Origin of the sequence: Phenylobacterium sp. Root700, assembly GCF_001429025.1 — a bacterium.
In the GTDB taxonomy this organism is placed as follows: Bacteria; Pseudomonadota; Alphaproteobacteria; order Caulobacterales; family Caulobacteraceae; genus Phenylobacterium.
Genome location: NZ_LMHT01000029.1, coordinates 41,624 through 55,812 on the forward strand (window position 1 = coordinate 41,624; position 14,189 = coordinate 55,812).

Here is a 14,189-nt window from a genome sequence, read left to right on the forward strand (position 1 = left end):
ATGACTGAGACCACAGACACAATTCCGGTCGCGCAGGGCTTGCGGAGCCTTGCCGCCGACTGGTCGTCGGACCAGGAGGTGTTCAAGCAGGTCCACTGGGGCAAGGCCATGATGTGGATCTTCCTGCTCAGCGACACCTTCGTGTTCTCCTGTTTCCTGACCTCCTACATGACGATGCGGGCGTCGACGACGGCGCCGTGGCCAAACCCGAGCGAAGTCTTCGCGCTGACCATTGGCGGTCGTCCCATCCCGCTCATCCTGATCGCCATCATGACCTTCATCCTGATCAGCAGCAGCGGGACGATGGCGATGGCGGTCAACTTCGCCTATCGCCGCGATCGCTTGAAGACGACGCTCCTGATGCTCGCGACCGCGGCGTTCGGCGCGACCTTTGTCAGCATGCAGGCGTTCGAATGGACCAAGTTGATTGTCGAGGAGGGCGTGCGTCCTTGGGGTAACCCCATGGGGGCCGCGCAATTTGGCGCCTGCTTCTTCATGATCACCGGTTTCCATGGCCTGCATGTTTCGGCCGGCGTGATCTACCTTTCGGTCATCGCATCCAAGGTTGCGCGCGGACGTTACGAGCGGGAGGGCAATTACGAGGCCGTCGAAATCGCCGGGCTCTATTGGCATTTCGTCGATCTTGTCTGGGTTTTCATCTTCGCGTTATTTTATCTTTGGTAAGGGTGAAGCAGATGGCGGCCGACAGCGACGACGTCGCGCAACGCGTCATTCGACAGGCGGCCCAGCCCGCCCCCCAACCGGCTTCGTCGCACGAAACGGCGCCCGCCAGCATATCGAAGACCACCAAGGTCCACGGGCAACAGCATCCCATCGGACTCTATCTGAAGGTCTGGGGTTACCTGTTCGTCCTCAGCACGATGTCCTACCTCGTCGACTATTTTCATGTCGAGGGCGTTCTGAGAACGGTGCTCATCCTTACATTCATGATTTTGAAGGCGGGATTGATCGTCGCTATCTTCATGCACATGGCCTGGGAACGCCTCGCCTTGATGTATGCCATTCTCGTCCCACCGATCTGCTTGGGGACGCTTGTCCTCCTCATGGCCATTGAATCTGACTACACGTTCTGGACGCGGATTATCTTCTTCGGAAGAGGTCCTTGACGGATTTGGATCGAATGAACGCGGGTCAAATACCGGAGCGTCGGCCAAGTCCGAACGCACAGGAGATCGCGCCTGAGGACGGCGGGTGCGAATGATGGATGGCTGGGAAAGACTCAAGTTTGGCGCGGCAATCACGGGCGTCGTTTTCTTGATATCTGTCCTTCGCTGGACCGCCGACCTTGTATACCCCGAGACTTACGTCACCGAACCCGCCTACAAGATTCCCGGTGTGAGCGAACCTGCCGTTGATCTCAGCGCCCTCCAGAGGAGCTGGCCGGCCGGCTTGAGCGAGCCGGGTGGCCGCGCGAAGCTTCGCGATTATATGAGCAACATTGAGAAGGTCGCGGTTCCCCGGAGCGCCGAAGGTCCGCCAGCTGTCGCAGCGCCCGCGCCGCAAGTCGATCTGGCGACATTACTCGCTGCGGCGGACGTGGAAAAAGGCCGACAGACCGCGCGTGTCTGCACGTCTTGTCACACCTTCGATCAAGGCGGCCAAGACCGCATCGGTCCGAGTCTCTGGGGCGTCGTGGGGCGTGATGTCGCCGCTCGCGAGACTTTTACATATTCCAGCGTTTTCGCAGCGCAGAGCGGCAGCTGGACATATGAGCGGCTCGACCGCTATTTGACCAATCCGGCAAAGGCTGTTCCCGGCAACAAGATGGCTTTTGCCGGCCTCCGCAAAGCGGAGGACCGCGCCAACGTTATCGCGTTTTTGAGCACATTGAGCGCCAGCCCAGTTCCGTTCCCAAAGGCGGAAAAGCCAAAGATCGCCGAGACACTCCAGCGGCCACGTCAGGGATCGCGCCGGCCCCCTCCCGGTTCGTCCGGGTGATGAGCTCACCATGCTGCCGGCCGAGATGAAGGCGGCGAACTCCATCGTCTACGGGCGCCATGCCGCCGGTTTGACGCCACCTGCGTTGGTCTCGCCGACGATGACGGCGCGCTTCGCCGCCTGCAGGTTGTAACTGAAAGCTTCCGCCGCCGAGGCGGTGCGATTGCTCGCAAGCACATGGAGCGGCGCAGGCGGAGCCTCGAACTTCCGGTTTCAGGAAGGGAGCGAGGTTCCGCTTATGGGCGCCTAGCGGACACGCCGGCAGATGCCCTCGGCTATCGCAGATCAGAGGGCCGTGGCGAACGTGTAGTTCTCGGCGCCTTCTGAGACGGCGCGCCTACGCCATCATACGCCACGCTATCCGAGAAGGGCTCCTAAGCTGCTGTGCGTTGGGCCCGACCGGTTTCCGATCTGGCGCCAACGACTACTTGCGACCCCTCTCTGACACCGCACACGTCAGCTTGTGGGCCGGGCCGCCGATGTCCAGGTCTTGCCGATCGGCCAATGACTAGCCATCCAATGCGGACGTTGGCGATCGGGCGGCGGGGGCGCATCTCGCGGAAGACACCATTCTCTGCATCCTTGCTCGGTCGAACCTTGTGGCTCAGCCAGGAATGACCTCCTGAGGTTGATTATTTCTAACAAACAAAATCTAAGGTAGCGGGATTGCGCTTGGTTTTGCCGCGTGCCTAACTGGTCATCAGCATAGATTTATGCGCGCTGGAGGATTTCGTCGCATGCCCGCAGGCCCCATTACTGTCACGTTCCTGGACGGAGACGGAAACAAGCGCACCGAGCGTATTTGGTCTTCCGATGGGACCATCAGTGGGCAACTGCAGGCGATGCCAGTCCTCGCCGACGGCGCCGACGCGACCCAAGGCGCGATTGCTGACACCGCCTATGCCGGCGTGACAGCCACGACGTCACAAGGCTATCTCCGCGCGATCGCCGACGCGGCGATCAGCGCCGCGCCAGCCGACGTCGTCGGCCAAACCTCCTCCGGCGCGGCGTTGGCCAACGCCCCGGTGACAGTGGGCGGCCTCGCCAAGACTGCGAACCCTGCGGCTGTCGATGACGGCGACGTGGTCAACACCCTGCACGACAAGCTTGGCAAGGTGGTCGCGGTTTCCGCGGTGCGCGAACTGAAGGGCGCCACGCATACGGCCCTCACGACGACCACCGAAACGACCATTGTCGCGGGGGCTGCGTCGACGTTCCACGACCTCTACGGCCTGGTCATCGCCAATTCGTCAGCGACCGCGACGGAAGTAACGATCAAAGACGCGACCGGCGGCGCAACGCGGGCCACCATTGCGGTTCCAGGCAACGCATCCGCCGGCTTCACCCTCGACCCGGGCGGGGCCATTCCGCAATCGGCCACAAACACCAACTGGACGGCGACTTGCGCCGACAGCGTGACGTCGATCTTCGTGACGGCGCTTTATGTGAAGAACACCTGATTCATGGCGACGACTGTCGTACTGACAAGCGGAACGACGTGGACGGTTCCGGTCGACTTTGACTCTCTGGATTCCGTCGAAGCCATCGGTCCGGGGGGGAGCGGCGCTACTGGACAAGCGTCGACCTATGGCGGCGGCGGCGGCGGCGGCGGCGAGTATCGCAAGATCACCACCATGGCGAACATCGCCCCGGGGAATGTTCTGAACATCCGGATCGGTGCGGGCGGCGCCGGCAACTCCACCTATCTTCGCGACAACACCAACGCGACGGTGCTTGAAGCCCATGCGGGAGCGAATGCTTCGGGCGCCGGCGGCGGGGCCGGCGGCTCCGGCGGAACCGGCGCCGCTGCCAACTTCAATGGCGGCACGGGCGGCGCCGGACGCACGTCGAGCGCCCAGAACTGCGGCGGCGGCGGCGGGGCGGCGGCGGCGGGGCCGAACGGCGCCGGCCGCAATGGTGGCGGCACGAGCGCGACCGGCGCTGGCGGCGGGGGTGGCGCTAACGGCGGATCATCGACGGTTGGTTCAAGCGCAACTACGAGCGCAGGCGGCGCGGGCGGCCAAGGCCGCGCCGGAACCGGCTCGGGCGCCGGTGGCGCGCCGGCGTCCGCGGGCGCAAACGGCGGCGGCGGAGGCGGGGGTAGCTCTGGAGCCAGCGGCGCTGGCGGTGCGGGTTCGCAAGATTTCATCACCGCATGGGGCGCCCATGGCCCGGGCTCTGGCGGCGGCGGCTCAGGCGGTTCGGGATCGCCAGGCGTTCCGGGCGTTGGCGGCGGATATGGCGGCGGCGGCGGCGGCGGCGGCGCTGGCTTCGGCGGCGGCGGGGCGACGGGCGCCAGCGGCGCTCAGGGCATCCTGGTCATCGTCTATACGCCAGTCCTCGTGATGAACGCGTCCTCATCAAATCTGTCGCTCCTGGGGGTTGGATGAGCGGATCTCGCCTGAAGCTCAAGATATTCAGAGGCGGCCCGTCCGGGCCGTTCCAGGTTAACTTTGGAGTAAAGACGCGCTCGGGTTATGGCGGCGTAGAGGGCCTTGGCTCAGCAACCATCGCGGGGATTGGGGCGTCGGATTGGGCGAACGCTGGTGGATTGTTGGTCCCAAGCGGCGACTATGGCGCGGTCAAAACCTTCAGCCGCTCAAGTTACGATCTGACGCTTTCAGATGGGCGCGCGTTGACGATCACAATGGTCGCGAACACGGCCCATATTCGCTCTACCTCTACGGACACGGACACTGGGAACCAGCTCAACGTCCTGATCGTAACCGATGCCGGACAACCTGGGGCGGTGCTTCTCGGCGACACGATTGTGGGGCGCACGTGTCATCTGAACCCCACTGCTGTGCAGATGACCATCCGTCCGCGGGCATCCTATGGCGCAGGATCCGGATCGCTCATCACCATCACCTCCGAGGAAGTCGACAACTCCCTGGACGCCAGCGGCAACCCCGCGCGCAATCACGGATTCAAAATCGGCGCTCTTTGGTCGGTTTCCGCATCGTCAGGGAATGTTCTGCACCCGATCAAGTTCCAGTCGGTGCAGTTCTATAGAAATGTTCACTCGACGCAGGCGTTCTTCGATCAAAACAATGCGAGCGGGTATGGGTATCGATTTGATGACTGCAAGATTTCTTGCGGACCATCTGTCGCGACCCCGGTGAACAACCCTGGCTTCGATCTAAACAGGGGGTCTTTTGTCACCAACTGCACATTTACAAACTGCGGAAAATGCCTCTCCGCGCTTGACGGGACGCTGACGGCGAGTCGCAACATCTTTGGCCCGAAGATGCGCAACGATGCGATCGCCCTGTCGAAGGGTGACCATGTCGTCACCGACAACTTCTTCTATGACTGGAACTGGGTGGTAGGGAACCACCCCGACTCGATCCAGCACAACGCCATTTCGAACGACCAGACCTATTCCATCGGCACGATCGCCCGCAACATATCGGTGCGTGGCGCTGGCACCCCGGGTTTCATCGATGCGCAGGGCTTCTTTGCGCGAAATCAAACCCATAGCGACAGCTATGACGGGACAGTGGCGATCAACAATATCTTTGGGCTGACCATGGCCAACATGTTCTGGCTGTCGACACAGGCAAACCCGAACTACAGCTACAATACTGCTCTGGCGGATTTCGCACAGCAGCCAGTCGTTACCGACGACCCGCCCGGTAGCAACCCGAACTCGTTTCTCAAGGTCGACAGTAACTTGGATGGAACCCTTACAGCGGGCGGAGCTGGATATGTGGACGGGACTTATGGCGCGCACCCTGCGGCCGGCGTGCCATTGACCGGAGGCGGCGGGTCAGGAATGCTGGCGCAGCTGACCGTGACAGGCGGCGCGGTGACCGACTTCGTCATTAGGAAGCAAGGCTCTGGCTACGCTGTCGGCGATGTTCTCGGTGTGGCGGCGTCATCGGTTGGCGGCGCCGGGTCCGGGTTCCAGCTCACCACGCGCAGCCTGGCGGGCTCGGGCGGTACGTTCAACGGCAACTTGGTGAACGCGCTGGATTTGAGCGCCAACACCACCATCGTGTCCCAACTCAACAACGTCCCGTTGCCCATCTTCGTTGACGACAAGTCGGCAACCTTGGCTCGCTATCGGGGAGCGCTTCCGAACTACACGGGAGATCCAGCCGACCTGAATACTCGGGCAAAGGTGCTGCTAGCGTATACGCCGCTTGCGGGCGGCACCGCCATGTCTGGTGGGAGCTACGCGGGGGCCTTGTTTCCTGCAACTGCAGGGGAAACGACTGGTGCCTGGAACGACGGCTCCGCTTTCGATCCCGGCAACCCGACCTGGGTGGCTAGCCATCCTCCGGCGACTTGAAATCGCTCCTATGCCCGATGTGATCCGTCGGATCGTAAGCCGCGAAATGTGCGCATGGATGACGCAGCATCTTCCCGGGGGAACGGCAGTTTCGACCTCTGCGGCGGGAAGCTAAACTAATCGAAGGGCGGCCAATCCGGCCTAAACGCCCCAGGTCGAATGCGGCTGACAAATTTTCCAGTCCGGACACGAGAGCCGCTCGTTCGCCGTTGATTCAGGCCAGGCGAGGGGCCGCTTTCACCCCTCGGAGACCATGGTGACGTCCGCTTTCCCGCAAGGTGGCCGACGTCGCCTGCGGGCGCCTTGGTCGGTGCTCGCCCGCATTCGATGCATCGCCGATGTTTGGCGCAGGTGCTACATGCCGCCGCAATCAACTCAGGAACTCGAGGCAGGCTGGCGATGATTCAACCCGGTGAGACGTTCAAGGAAAATCTCCAGCAATTGCCGCCGGTTGACGGGGTGCAACGCATCGACCTGGTGGACGGGAAGGGAGATGTGGTCGCTTGCATCGAAAATCAGCCGGGCAAGCAAGGCTCGTTGGCCGTCTACCAGTACCTAAAGCAGGCCTTTGGCGTCTTGGATGAGAAGGCCGCGCAACATGGCCTGGCCGTGTTCGCGGAGCATACGGCGGATGCTCGCAGCCGCCCGGGCGCGCATCCGAATATCGACCGCCTGCTGGAGATCGCCGCCGGCGGCGGCCCGCTGCATGTCGAGGTCATCGCGGCCTGACTTGCTTGGCGGGCGTCACGGGAGCGCCAGGTCCGGCAATCGCGAGACGAACAGCTCCAGGATCGGGGAGGCGTTTCCCGTTCGGTAGCCCACCACCAGGTCGATGGTCGGCGGCGTTCCCGTCAGCGGCCGGGTGATCACCGTCGAGGGCAGGTAGCTCTGCGCGTAGGTCGGGGCCAGCGCCACGCTGTGGGTCGAGGCGATCAGCGACATGGCCATGGTGAGGTTGTGCACCTCGTGGCTGGGGCGGATGTCCAAGCCCTGCTCGGCCAGATAGCCGTCGATGGCGATCCGCAGCATGGGCGCGATGTTCGAGACGCTGATGAAGCTCTCGCCCGCCAGCTCGCGCGGGTCGATGGCCGCCTGCGCCGCTAGCCGGTGGTCCATCGGCAGAAACACCAGCAGCGGTTCGGTGGCGACGCGAACGAACTCCAGTCCGCTCGCATGGGCCTCGCGCCGCATGAACGCGGCGTCGAGCTTGCCGCTCATCAGGGCGTCGGCCAGGTCCGGCGAGTACTTGCTGGAGACTGTGATCTCGATGTTCGGCATCTGGTCGGTGAGGACGCGCATCGCCGCCGGCAGCCACGCCAGTTCCTGGCCGGTGAGGAAGCCAAGCTCGAACTTGGACTTGGCGCTCTGCGCGACGCGGCGGGCCGCTTCCCCCGCGGCCTCCACCTGGGACAGGGCCAGGCGGGCGTGATCGAGAAAGGCCCAGCCGGCGGGCGTCAGTTCGACGCCGTGGACGTTGCGCGTCAGCAGCGGGACGCCGACCTCGGCCTCCAGGTCGCGGATCTGGCGGCTCAAGGAGGGTTGGGCCGTATGCAGCCGGCGGTCGGCGGCGTGGGTCACGCTGCCTTCCTCGGCGACGGCGATGAAATAGCGCAGGTGCCGCAGTTCCATGGAGACGTCCCATGCTCGCGAGGTATGGCGCTGAACCTACAAAGTCTTTTTCGGGAGCGTAAGCGCCGCCTCAACTGTTCGCCGACCTGACGGATGGAAGGAGATCGTGATGGCTCAACCGAAGACCGTAAGCGTGGTTCTGGTTCACGGCGGGTTCGTGGACGGCTCGGGCTGGGAGGCCGTGCATAGGATCCTGCGCCAGGACGGCTACCAGGTCAGCGTCGTGCAGCACCCGACGCTGTCCCTGGAAGGCGATGTCGCCGCCACCGCGATGATCATCGAGGCGCAGGACCATCCCGTGGTCCTGGTCGGTCACTCCTATGGCGGCGTCGTGATCACCGAGGCCGGAACCCACCCGAAGGTGAAGGGGCTGGTCTATATCGCCGCCTTCGCGCCCGACGCCGGGGAGTCCGTTTCGTCGCTGATCGCCAATCCGCCGCCCGGCGCGCCGACGCCGCCGATCCTGCCGCCGAAGGACGGCTACCTGTTCCTCGATCGCGCGAAATTCCAGGCCGCCTTCGCCGCCGACGTGGACGCCGACAAGGCCGCGTTCATGGCCGATTCCCAGGTCCCTTGGGGCGTGGCGGCGCTCAGTGGGGCGGTCAGCGAGCCGGCCTGGAAGTCGAAGCCGAGCTGGTATCTGGTCGCCACCGACGACCAGATGATCCCGCCGCCGGCCCAACAGATGATGGCCCAGCGCGCCGGGGCGACGACCGTCGAGTCGCCCGGCAGCCATTCGGTCTATGTCTCCCAGCCCCGGACGGTGGCGGCCCTCGTCATGATGGCCGCCGCGGCGCAGTAGGTCGCGATGGACCCGACCCTCATCAGCGCCCTGGCCGCTCTTGTCGGGGCGCTGATCGGCGGCATGGCGTCGCTCGGCAGCTCGTGGCTGACGCAATGGATTCAGCTGAGCGCCCGGAACCAGGAGCGCGATCAGGTTCGGCGCGAGGCGCTGTACACCGGCTTTATCGCTGAGGCTTCGCGCCTCTATGGCGACGCCCTCAGTCATGAGAAGGACGGCGTCCTCGACATGGTGCAGCTCTACGCCATGGTGGCGCGCATGAGGTTGATCTCGTCCGCTGCGGTCGTGACGGCGGCCGAGCGGACGCTTGATGCGGTGATCGACGCCTACCTTTCCCCGAACAAAAGCCTGCGCGACCTGCGGCTGCTGATGGCCGAGGGACGGATGAACTTTCTCGTGGATTTCAGCCAAGCGGGGCGGGCCGAACTGGATCGCTAGCGGACCAGGTCGGCGGCTGGCGCAACCCTCACCGTTGACCGGGCTGGCCGTTTGCCGCACCACCGAGCGATGACCGACCTCAACCGTCTCAAGGGCCCCAAGGCCGCCCCGGCCAGCGGCCGCGACCCTCAATCGCTGGTGATCCTGCTGCACGGCTACGGCTCGAACGGCGATGACCTGATGGGGCTCGTCCCCTATTGGCGCGCGAGCCTGCCCGACACCGTGTTCATGGCGCCCAACGCCCCGGAGATCTGTCCCGCCGCGCCCGGCGGCTATCAGTGGTGGTCGCTGGCCGATCTTGGACGGGAAAGCCGCGCGGCGGGCGTGCGAGCGGCCGCGCCGCTGGTGCACGCCTTCATCGACATGCACCGGAGCGCCCACGACCTGCCGAACAGCAAGGTGGCGCTGGTGGGGTTCAGCCAGGGGACCATGATGGCCCTCCATGTGGGACCACGGCGGCCTGAAGTCCTGGCGGGGATCGTGGGCTATTCGGGCATGCTGGCCGACCCCGAGGCGTTGGCCGCCGAGGTCAAGACCAAGCCGCCGCTGCTGCTGGTCCACGGGGACGCCGACCTGATGGTGCCCTTCACCGCCATGGGCGAGGCGCAGGCGGAGTTCAAAGCCATGGGGTTCGAGGTCGGCACCCATGCGGCGCGGGGTCTTGGCCACAGCATCGACGAGGCCGGACTGCGACTGGGCGGGGAGTTCCTGGCCGGCGTGTTGCACCCTGTCGGCTAGGGCGGGACGCGCGATCAGGCCGGAACGTAGGTCAACCTGATCACGTCCTCGCCCATAAGATCGCTGGCCGCCAGGCGGAGCGGGGGCCGGGGGCCGGCGAAGAACGGCACGCCCTGACCCAGAACGGCGGGGTGGAGGTAGAGCCGGTACTCATCGATGAGATCGGTCAGGCTGTGCGCCAGGGTCGGTCCGGAGACGGCGATCTCTCCGGCAAGGTCAGCCTTCAGCCCGCGGACCACCGCCTCGACGTCGTCGCCCACCAGCGTGGCGTTGGGGCCGACCGACTTGAGCGAGCGCGACGCGACCCATTTCGGCTGGCGTCGCCACGCCGCGGCGAAGTCGCGTCGGGCCGCGTCCCACTCAGGATCGTCTTGATCCCAATAGCGCATGATTTCGTACATGCGGGCGCCGTACACGCTGCCGGCCAGGCCGCCCACCTGCTCAGTCCAGTGACGAAAGAGCTGGGGGCCTGTCTGGAATTTGTCGTGGTCGACGTAGCCGTCCAGGGACTGGTTCATTCCGAAGACGAGCTTGGCCATGCTGCAAACCTCCATTCCAGGGTCTGCAGGATAGCTGGAACGCCCGCGGCGTAGAAGCCGACGGATCCCCAAGTATTTGCTCATCAATCGCGGCTTTGTGCGTGCCATAGTGCTCGGCGCAATCGGGAGATGGCCATGGGCAGGGTCTTGGTAGGCGTCGCCAGCGACCGGGGCGCCTGGTCGTGACGGAACCCGCCCATCAAGCCGAGCCGGGTCGGGTCATCGGGATCGCCGGCGTCGCGTTCACCTCTTTCAACTGCATCGTCGGGGTCGGCATCTTCGGCCTGCCGGGTCTCGTCGCCGGGGTGTTGGGCCCGGCCGCGATCCTGGCCTATGGGACGTGCCTGCTGCTGCTGGCCCTGGTCGCCCTGTGCCTGGCCGAGGCGGGCAGCCGGGTGCCGCACGCCGGCGGCCTCTACGCCTACGCCGCCGCGGCGTTCGGCCCGGTGGTCGGCGGCGTGACCGGCGCCCTGGCCCTCTTCGCGTCCTCGATCGGCAGCGCCGCCGCCCTGGCCCGGTTTTTCATCGATACCCTGGCGGGCTTCATTCCCGCCGCGGGGAGCCCGGTCGGCGTCGTCGTGGTGCTCCTGGCCCTGTACGGCTCTCTGGCGATCGCCAACATCCTTGGGACGCGGGGCGGCGGCCGTCTGGCCATCGTGTTCGGCCTCCTCAAGTTCACGCCGCTGGCGTTGCTGATCATCATTGGCGCCTTCGCTGTGCAGCCGCACAACCTGGTCTGGACCTCGATCCCGCCGGTGGCCAAGGTCGGGGAGGCGACGCTGCTGCTCTTCTTCGCCTTCATGGGCATCGAGTCCGGGCTCTGCGTTTCGGGGGAGACCCGCAATCCGGCGCGCACCATCCCGCGGGCCATCGCCCTGAGCCTGGCCACGGTCGCCGCGCTCTATATCGGCCTGCAAACCGTGACCCAGGGCGTGCTGGGTCCGGCCTTGGCGATGTCGACGGCGCCGCTGGCCGACACGGCCGGCGTCGCGCTTGGCCCCTGGGGGGCGCAGCTGCTTGGCGTGCTGACGCTGCTGTCGGCCGGAGGGTACCTCGCCGCCGACATGCTGAGTTCGCCGAGGATCGCCTTCGCCCTGGCGCGGGCCGGGCAGCTGCCGCAGGTCGTCGGGCGCATCCACCCGCGCTTGGGCACGCCGGTCGTGGCGATTGGACTCTATTCGGCGTCGGTCGTGCTGGTCGCGCTGTCGGGAACCTTCCAGCAGATCGCCGTCCTGGCGGTGTCCGGGACGCTGGTGACCTACCTGATCTGCTGCCTCGGCGTGCTTCGCCTGCGCGCCCTGGGGGTGGAGGGTGACGGCCCCCCGTTCGTCGCGCCGGGCGGGTGGGTGGCGCCGATCGCCGCGGCGGCCATGATCGTCTGGCTGTTCACGACCCTGGCGACGCGCGAACTGGTGGCGACGCTGGCGTTCGTGGTCGTGGTCGGCGCGGTGTACGCCGCGCGGCATGCGATGCGCAGGCCCGTCGTTCTGACCAAGTAGCGCCGCCCGGCGGGATCGCCGGGCGGCGCCTTGGGTCAGGCCAGATCGAACCGGTCGGCGTTCATCACCTTGGTCCAGGCCGCCACGAAGTCCTTGACGAACTTCTCGCCGGCGTCGGCGGAGGCGTAGACCTCCGACAGCGCGCGCAGCTGGGAGTTGGAGCCGAACACCAGGTCGGTGCGGGTCGCGGTCCAGCGTTCCGCATGCGTCTTGCGATCGGTCCCGATGAACACCTCGTCGGCGTGGCCGTCGACCTCCTTCCACGCCGTGCCCATGTCGAGCAGGTTGACGAAGAAGTCGTTGGTCAGCTGGCCGGGCCGCTTGGTGAGCACGCCGTGCGCCGAGCCGCCCTGGTTGGCCCCCAGTACGCGCAGGCCGCCGACCAGCACGGTCATCTGCGGCGCCGACAGGCCCAGCAGTTGGGCGCGGTCGACCAGTAGCTCCTCGGTCGGCACGTTGAAGGCCACCTGCAGGTAGTTGCGGAAGCCGTCGGCCCGAGGCTCCAGCACCGCGAAGCCGTCGACATCGGTCTGCGCCTGGGAGGCGTCGGTGCGGCCCGGGGTGAACGGGACCTCGATGTTGGTCCCGGCGTCCTTGGCCGCCTTCTCAATCCCGACCGATCCGCCCAGCACCACGAGGTCGGCGATCGAGACGCTCTTGGCGCCGTCGAACCCGGCCTTGATGGCCTCGTAGGCCTTCAGGACCTTGGCCAGCTTGGCCGGATCGTTGACCTCCCAGTCCTTCTGGGGCGCCAGGCGGATGCGGCCGCCGTTCGCCCCGCCGCGGTGATCGGAGCCGCGATAGGTCGAGGCCGAGGCCCAGGCGGTCGAGACCAGTTCGGCGACGGAGAGGCCCGAGGCGGCGATCTTGTCCTTCAGCGCCTTGATGTCGGCCGCGTCGATCACCGGGCCCTGGCGGGCGGGGATCGGGTCCTGCCAGATCAGGTCCTCGGCCGGAACTTCGGGGCCGAGATAGCGGGCCTTGGGCCCCATGTCGCGGTGGCAAAGCTTGAACCAGGCGCGGGCGAAGGCGTCACCGAGAGCGGCCGGGTCGTCGCGGAACTTCTCGGAGATCTTGCGGTATTCCGGGTCGACCTTCAGCGCCATGTCGGCGGTGGTCATCATGGTCGGCACGCGGCGGTCCGGGCTGTGCGCGCCGGGGGCCAGGTCTTCCGGCTTCTGGTTCACCGGCTGCCACTGCTTGGCGCCCGCGGGGCTGCGGACCAACTCGTACTCATAGTCGAACAGCATGTGGAAGAAGCTGTTGTCCCAGGTGATCGGCGTGGGGGTCCAGGCGCCTTCGAGGCCCGAGGTGATGGCGTGGTCGCCCACCCCGCTCTCATGGCTGCTTTGCCAGCCCAGGCCCTGCTGGGCGATGTCGGCGCCCTCGGGAGCGGCCCCGACCTTGGAGGCGTCGCCGGCGCCGTGCGCCTTGCCGAAGGTGTGGCCGCCGGCCGTCAGGGCGACGGTCTCCTCGTCGGTCATGCCCATGCGCGTGAAGGTCTCGCGGATGTCGCGCGCGGACTGCAGGGCGTCGGCGTTGCCGCCGGGGCCTTCGGGATTGACGTAGATCAGGCCCATCTGGATGGCGGCCAGCGGGCTCTCGAGCGCCATGCCCTTCTCAGGCTGGATGCGGGTCTCGTTGCCTTCCTGGCCGACCCACTGTTCCTCGGTGCCCCAGTAGACGGCGTGCTCGGGCTCCCAGACGTCGGCCCGGCCGCCGCCGAAGCCGAAGATCGGACCGCCCATGGATTCGATGGCCACGTTGCCGGCCAGGATCATCAGGTCGGCCCAGGAGAGATTGGCGCCGTACTTCTGCTTGATCGGCCAGAGCAGGCGCCGCGCCTTGTCGAGGTTGCCGTTGTCGGGCCAGGAGTTCAGCGGCGCGAACCGCTGTTGGCCGGCGCCCGCGCCGCCGCGCCCGTCGCCGCTGCGATAGGTGCCGGCGCTGTGCCAGGCCATGCGGATGAAGAACGGGCCGTAGTGGCCGTAGTCGGCCGGCCACCAGGGCTGGCTGTCGGTCATCAGCGCGACGAGGTTGCGCTTCACCGCCTGGTAGTCGAGCTTCTTGAACGCCTCGGCGTAGCTGAAGTCCTCGCCCATCGGGTTGGCGGTCGGGAGAATTTCGAGCGACAGGTTGTTGGGCCACCAGTCGCGGTTTGTGCGGCCAAGCAGCGAGCGGCGCGCGGCGCGATCCTTGCGCGGGTCATTGAGCGGGGTTGCGTCGTCCATGTCGAAGTCCTCCCGTAACAGCGATCCGCAGAGCCTAGGCTCCGCGTTTGGCGCTGGCCA

Annotated in this window: 15 protein-coding genes and 1 pseudogene; 12 read left to right on the top strand and 4 right to left on the bottom strand. The window is 66.1% G+C overall.

The features are described from left to right. The 4 genes from ASE02_RS14450 (at position 1) to ASE02_RS23170 (ending at position 2,092) form a co-directional block, all read left to right on the top strand. Positions 1–684 (top strand): heme-copper oxidase subunit III family protein, encoded by a 684-nt coding sequence (locus ASE02_RS14450; RefSeq protein WP_056735241.1) that lies wholly within the window; start codon positions 1–3, stop codon positions 682–684. A gap of 11 nt (positions 685–695) precedes the next feature. After that, entirely contained in the window at positions 696–1,127 is a 432-nt protein-coding gene (locus ASE02_RS14455) for a cytochrome C oxidase subunit IV family protein (RefSeq protein WP_082602097.1), read from the top strand. Between the two features lie 94 nt (positions 1,128–1,221). After that, entirely contained in the window at positions 1,222–1,959 is a 738-nt protein-coding gene (locus tag ASE02_RS14460) for a cytochrome c family protein (RefSeq protein WP_235536706.1), read from the top strand. A gap of 10 nt (positions 1,960–1,969) precedes the next feature. Beyond that, positions 1,970–2,092 (top strand): hypothetical protein, encoded by a 123-nt coding sequence (locus ASE02_RS23170; RefSeq protein WP_255354042.1) that lies wholly within the window; start codon positions 1,970–1,972, stop codon positions 2,090–2,092. Here ASE02_RS23170 and ASE02_RS23360 read toward each other — a convergent pair. Then, a pseudogene (locus ASE02_RS23360) lies at positions 2,092–2,136 on the bottom strand (hypothetical protein); the annotation flags it as partial. The gene ASE02_RS23170 and the pseudogene ASE02_RS23360 sit on opposite strands and share 1 nt — an antisense overlap. A gap of 560 nt (positions 2,137–2,696) precedes the next feature. Between ASE02_RS23360 and ASE02_RS14465 the strand changes: the two are divergent. The 4 genes from ASE02_RS14465 to ASE02_RS14480 all read left to right on the top strand — a co-directional run bounded on the left by ASE02_RS14465 (position 2,697) and on the right by ASE02_RS14480 (position 6,982). Continuing rightward, on the top strand, positions 2,697–3,419 hold the full coding sequence (locus ASE02_RS14465; protein WP_156406070.1) for a hypothetical protein: 723 nt from the start codon (positions 2,697–2,699) through the stop codon (positions 3,417–3,419). Positions 3,420–3,422: 3 nt separating this feature from the next. Further along, a complete protein-coding gene (locus tag ASE02_RS14470; RefSeq protein WP_056735244.1) occupies positions 3,423–4,349 on the top strand; it encodes a hypothetical protein in 927 nt (308 codons plus the stop codon). Next, complete coding sequence (locus tag ASE02_RS14475) at positions 4,346–6,253, top strand: hypothetical protein (protein ID WP_156406071.1); 1,908 nt, start codon at positions 4,346–4,348, stop codon at positions 6,251–6,253. Before ASE02_RS14470 ends, ASE02_RS14475 begins: the two co-directional genes overlap by 4 nt. A 399-nt stretch (positions 6,254–6,652) precedes the next feature. Continuing rightward, positions 6,653–6,982 carry a DUF2322 family protein gene (locus tag ASE02_RS14480; protein WP_056735246.1) on the top strand — a complete coding sequence of 110 codons (330 nt, stop codon included), beginning with the start codon at positions 6,653–6,655 and terminating at the stop codon, positions 6,980–6,982. A 15-nt stretch (positions 6,983–6,997) separates the two neighbouring features. Here the strand turns inward: ASE02_RS14480 and ASE02_RS14485 are convergent, their stop codons facing one another. Next, a complete protein-coding gene (locus ASE02_RS14485) occupies positions 6,998–7,882 on the bottom strand; it encodes a LysR family transcriptional regulator (protein ID WP_056735247.1) in 885 nt (294 codons plus the stop codon). A gap of 109 nt (positions 7,883–7,991) precedes the next feature. Between ASE02_RS14485 and ASE02_RS14490 the strand changes: the two genes are divergently transcribed. The 3 genes from ASE02_RS14490 to ASE02_RS14500 all read left to right on the top strand — a co-directional run bounded on the left by ASE02_RS14490 (position 7,992) and on the right by ASE02_RS14500 (position 9,860). Beyond that, on the top strand, positions 7,992–8,684 hold the full coding sequence (locus ASE02_RS14490; RefSeq protein WP_056735248.1) for an alpha/beta hydrolase: 693 nt from the start codon (positions 7,992–7,994) through the stop codon (positions 8,682–8,684). A gap of 6 nt (positions 8,685–8,690) precedes the next feature. Further along, complete coding sequence (locus ASE02_RS14495; RefSeq protein ID WP_056735249.1) at positions 8,691–9,122, top strand: hypothetical protein; 432 nt, start codon at positions 8,691–8,693, stop codon at positions 9,120–9,122. A gap of 69 nt (positions 9,123–9,191) precedes the next feature. Further along, the gene (locus ASE02_RS14500; protein ID WP_056735250.1) at positions 9,192–9,860 is read left to right on the top strand and encodes an alpha/beta hydrolase; all 669 of its coding nucleotides are present in this window, start codon (positions 9,192–9,194) and stop codon (positions 9,858–9,860) included. Positions 9,861–9,874: 14 nt separating this feature from the next. Here the strand turns inward: ASE02_RS14500 and ASE02_RS14505 are convergent, their stop codons facing one another. Then, the gene (locus ASE02_RS14505; RefSeq protein ID WP_056735251.1) at positions 9,875–10,399 is read right to left on the bottom strand and encodes a dihydrofolate reductase family protein; all 525 of its coding nucleotides are present in this window, start codon (positions 10,397–10,399) and stop codon (positions 9,875–9,877) included. Between the two features lie 182 nt (positions 10,400–10,581). Between ASE02_RS14505 and ASE02_RS14510 the strand changes: the two genes are divergently transcribed. Further along, on the top strand, positions 10,582–11,898 hold the full coding sequence (locus ASE02_RS14510) for an APC family permease (protein WP_056735252.1): 1,317 nt from the start codon (positions 10,582–10,584) through the stop codon (positions 11,896–11,898). A 35-nt stretch (positions 11,899–11,933) separates the two neighbouring features. On the opposite strand, the gene katG is transcribed toward ASE02_RS14510, so the two are convergent. Beyond that, entirely contained in the window at positions 11,934–14,129 is a 2,196-nt protein-coding gene (gene katG, locus ASE02_RS14515) for a catalase/peroxidase HPI (protein WP_056735253.1), read from the bottom strand. Positions 14,130–14,189 lie beyond the last annotated feature (60 nt).

Excerpts from the sequence above, each read along its gene's own strand:
- ASE02_RS14475 (WP_156406071.1), top strand. The coding sequence starts at position 4,346 with ATGAGCGGATCTCGCCTGAAGCTCAAGATATTCAGAGGCGGCCCGTCC.
- ASE02_RS14470 (WP_056735244.1), top strand. The coding sequence starts at position 3,423 with ATGGCGACGACTGTCGTACTGACAAGCGGAACGACGTGGACGGTTCCG.
- katG (WP_056735253.1), bottom strand. The coding sequence starts at position 14,129 with ATGGACGACGCAACCCCGCTCAATGACCCGCGCAAGGATCGCGCCGCG.
- ASE02_RS14480 (WP_056735246.1), top strand. The coding sequence starts at position 6,653 with ATGATTCAACCCGGTGAGACGTTCAAGGAAAATCTCCAGCAATTGCCG.
- ASE02_RS14460 (WP_235536706.1), top strand. The coding sequence starts at position 1,222 with ATGGATGGCTGGGAAAGACTCAAGTTTGGCGCGGCAATCACGGGCGTC.
- ASE02_RS14505 (WP_056735251.1), bottom strand. The coding sequence starts at position 10,399 with ATGGCCAAGCTCGTCTTCGGAATGAACCAGTCCCTGGACGGCTACGTC.
- ASE02_RS23170 (WP_255354042.1), top strand. The coding sequence starts at position 1,970 with ATGCTGCCGGCCGAGATGAAGGCGGCGAACTCCATCGTCTACGGGCGC.
- ASE02_RS14495 (WP_056735249.1), top strand. The coding sequence starts at position 8,691 with ATGGACCCGACCCTCATCAGCGCCCTGGCCGCTCTTGTCGGGGCGCTG.
- ASE02_RS14450 (WP_056735241.1), top strand. The coding sequence starts at position 1 with ATGACTGAGACCACAGACACAATTCCGGTCGCGCAGGGCTTGCGGAGC.
- ASE02_RS14500 (WP_056735250.1), top strand. The coding sequence starts at position 9,192 with ATGACCGACCTCAACCGTCTCAAGGGCCCCAAGGCCGCCCCGGCCAGC.
- ASE02_RS14485 (WP_056735247.1), bottom strand. The coding sequence starts at position 7,882 with ATGGAACTGCGGCACCTGCGCTATTTCATCGCCGTCGCCGAGGAAGGC.
- ASE02_RS14455 (WP_082602097.1), top strand. The coding sequence starts at position 696 with ATGGCGGCCGACAGCGACGACGTCGCGCAACGCGTCATTCGACAGGCG.
- ASE02_RS14465 (WP_156406070.1), top strand. The coding sequence starts at position 2,697 with ATGCCCGCAGGCCCCATTACTGTCACGTTCCTGGACGGAGACGGAAAC.
- ASE02_RS14490 (WP_056735248.1), top strand. The coding sequence starts at position 7,992 with ATGGCTCAACCGAAGACCGTAAGCGTGGTTCTGGTTCACGGCGGGTTC.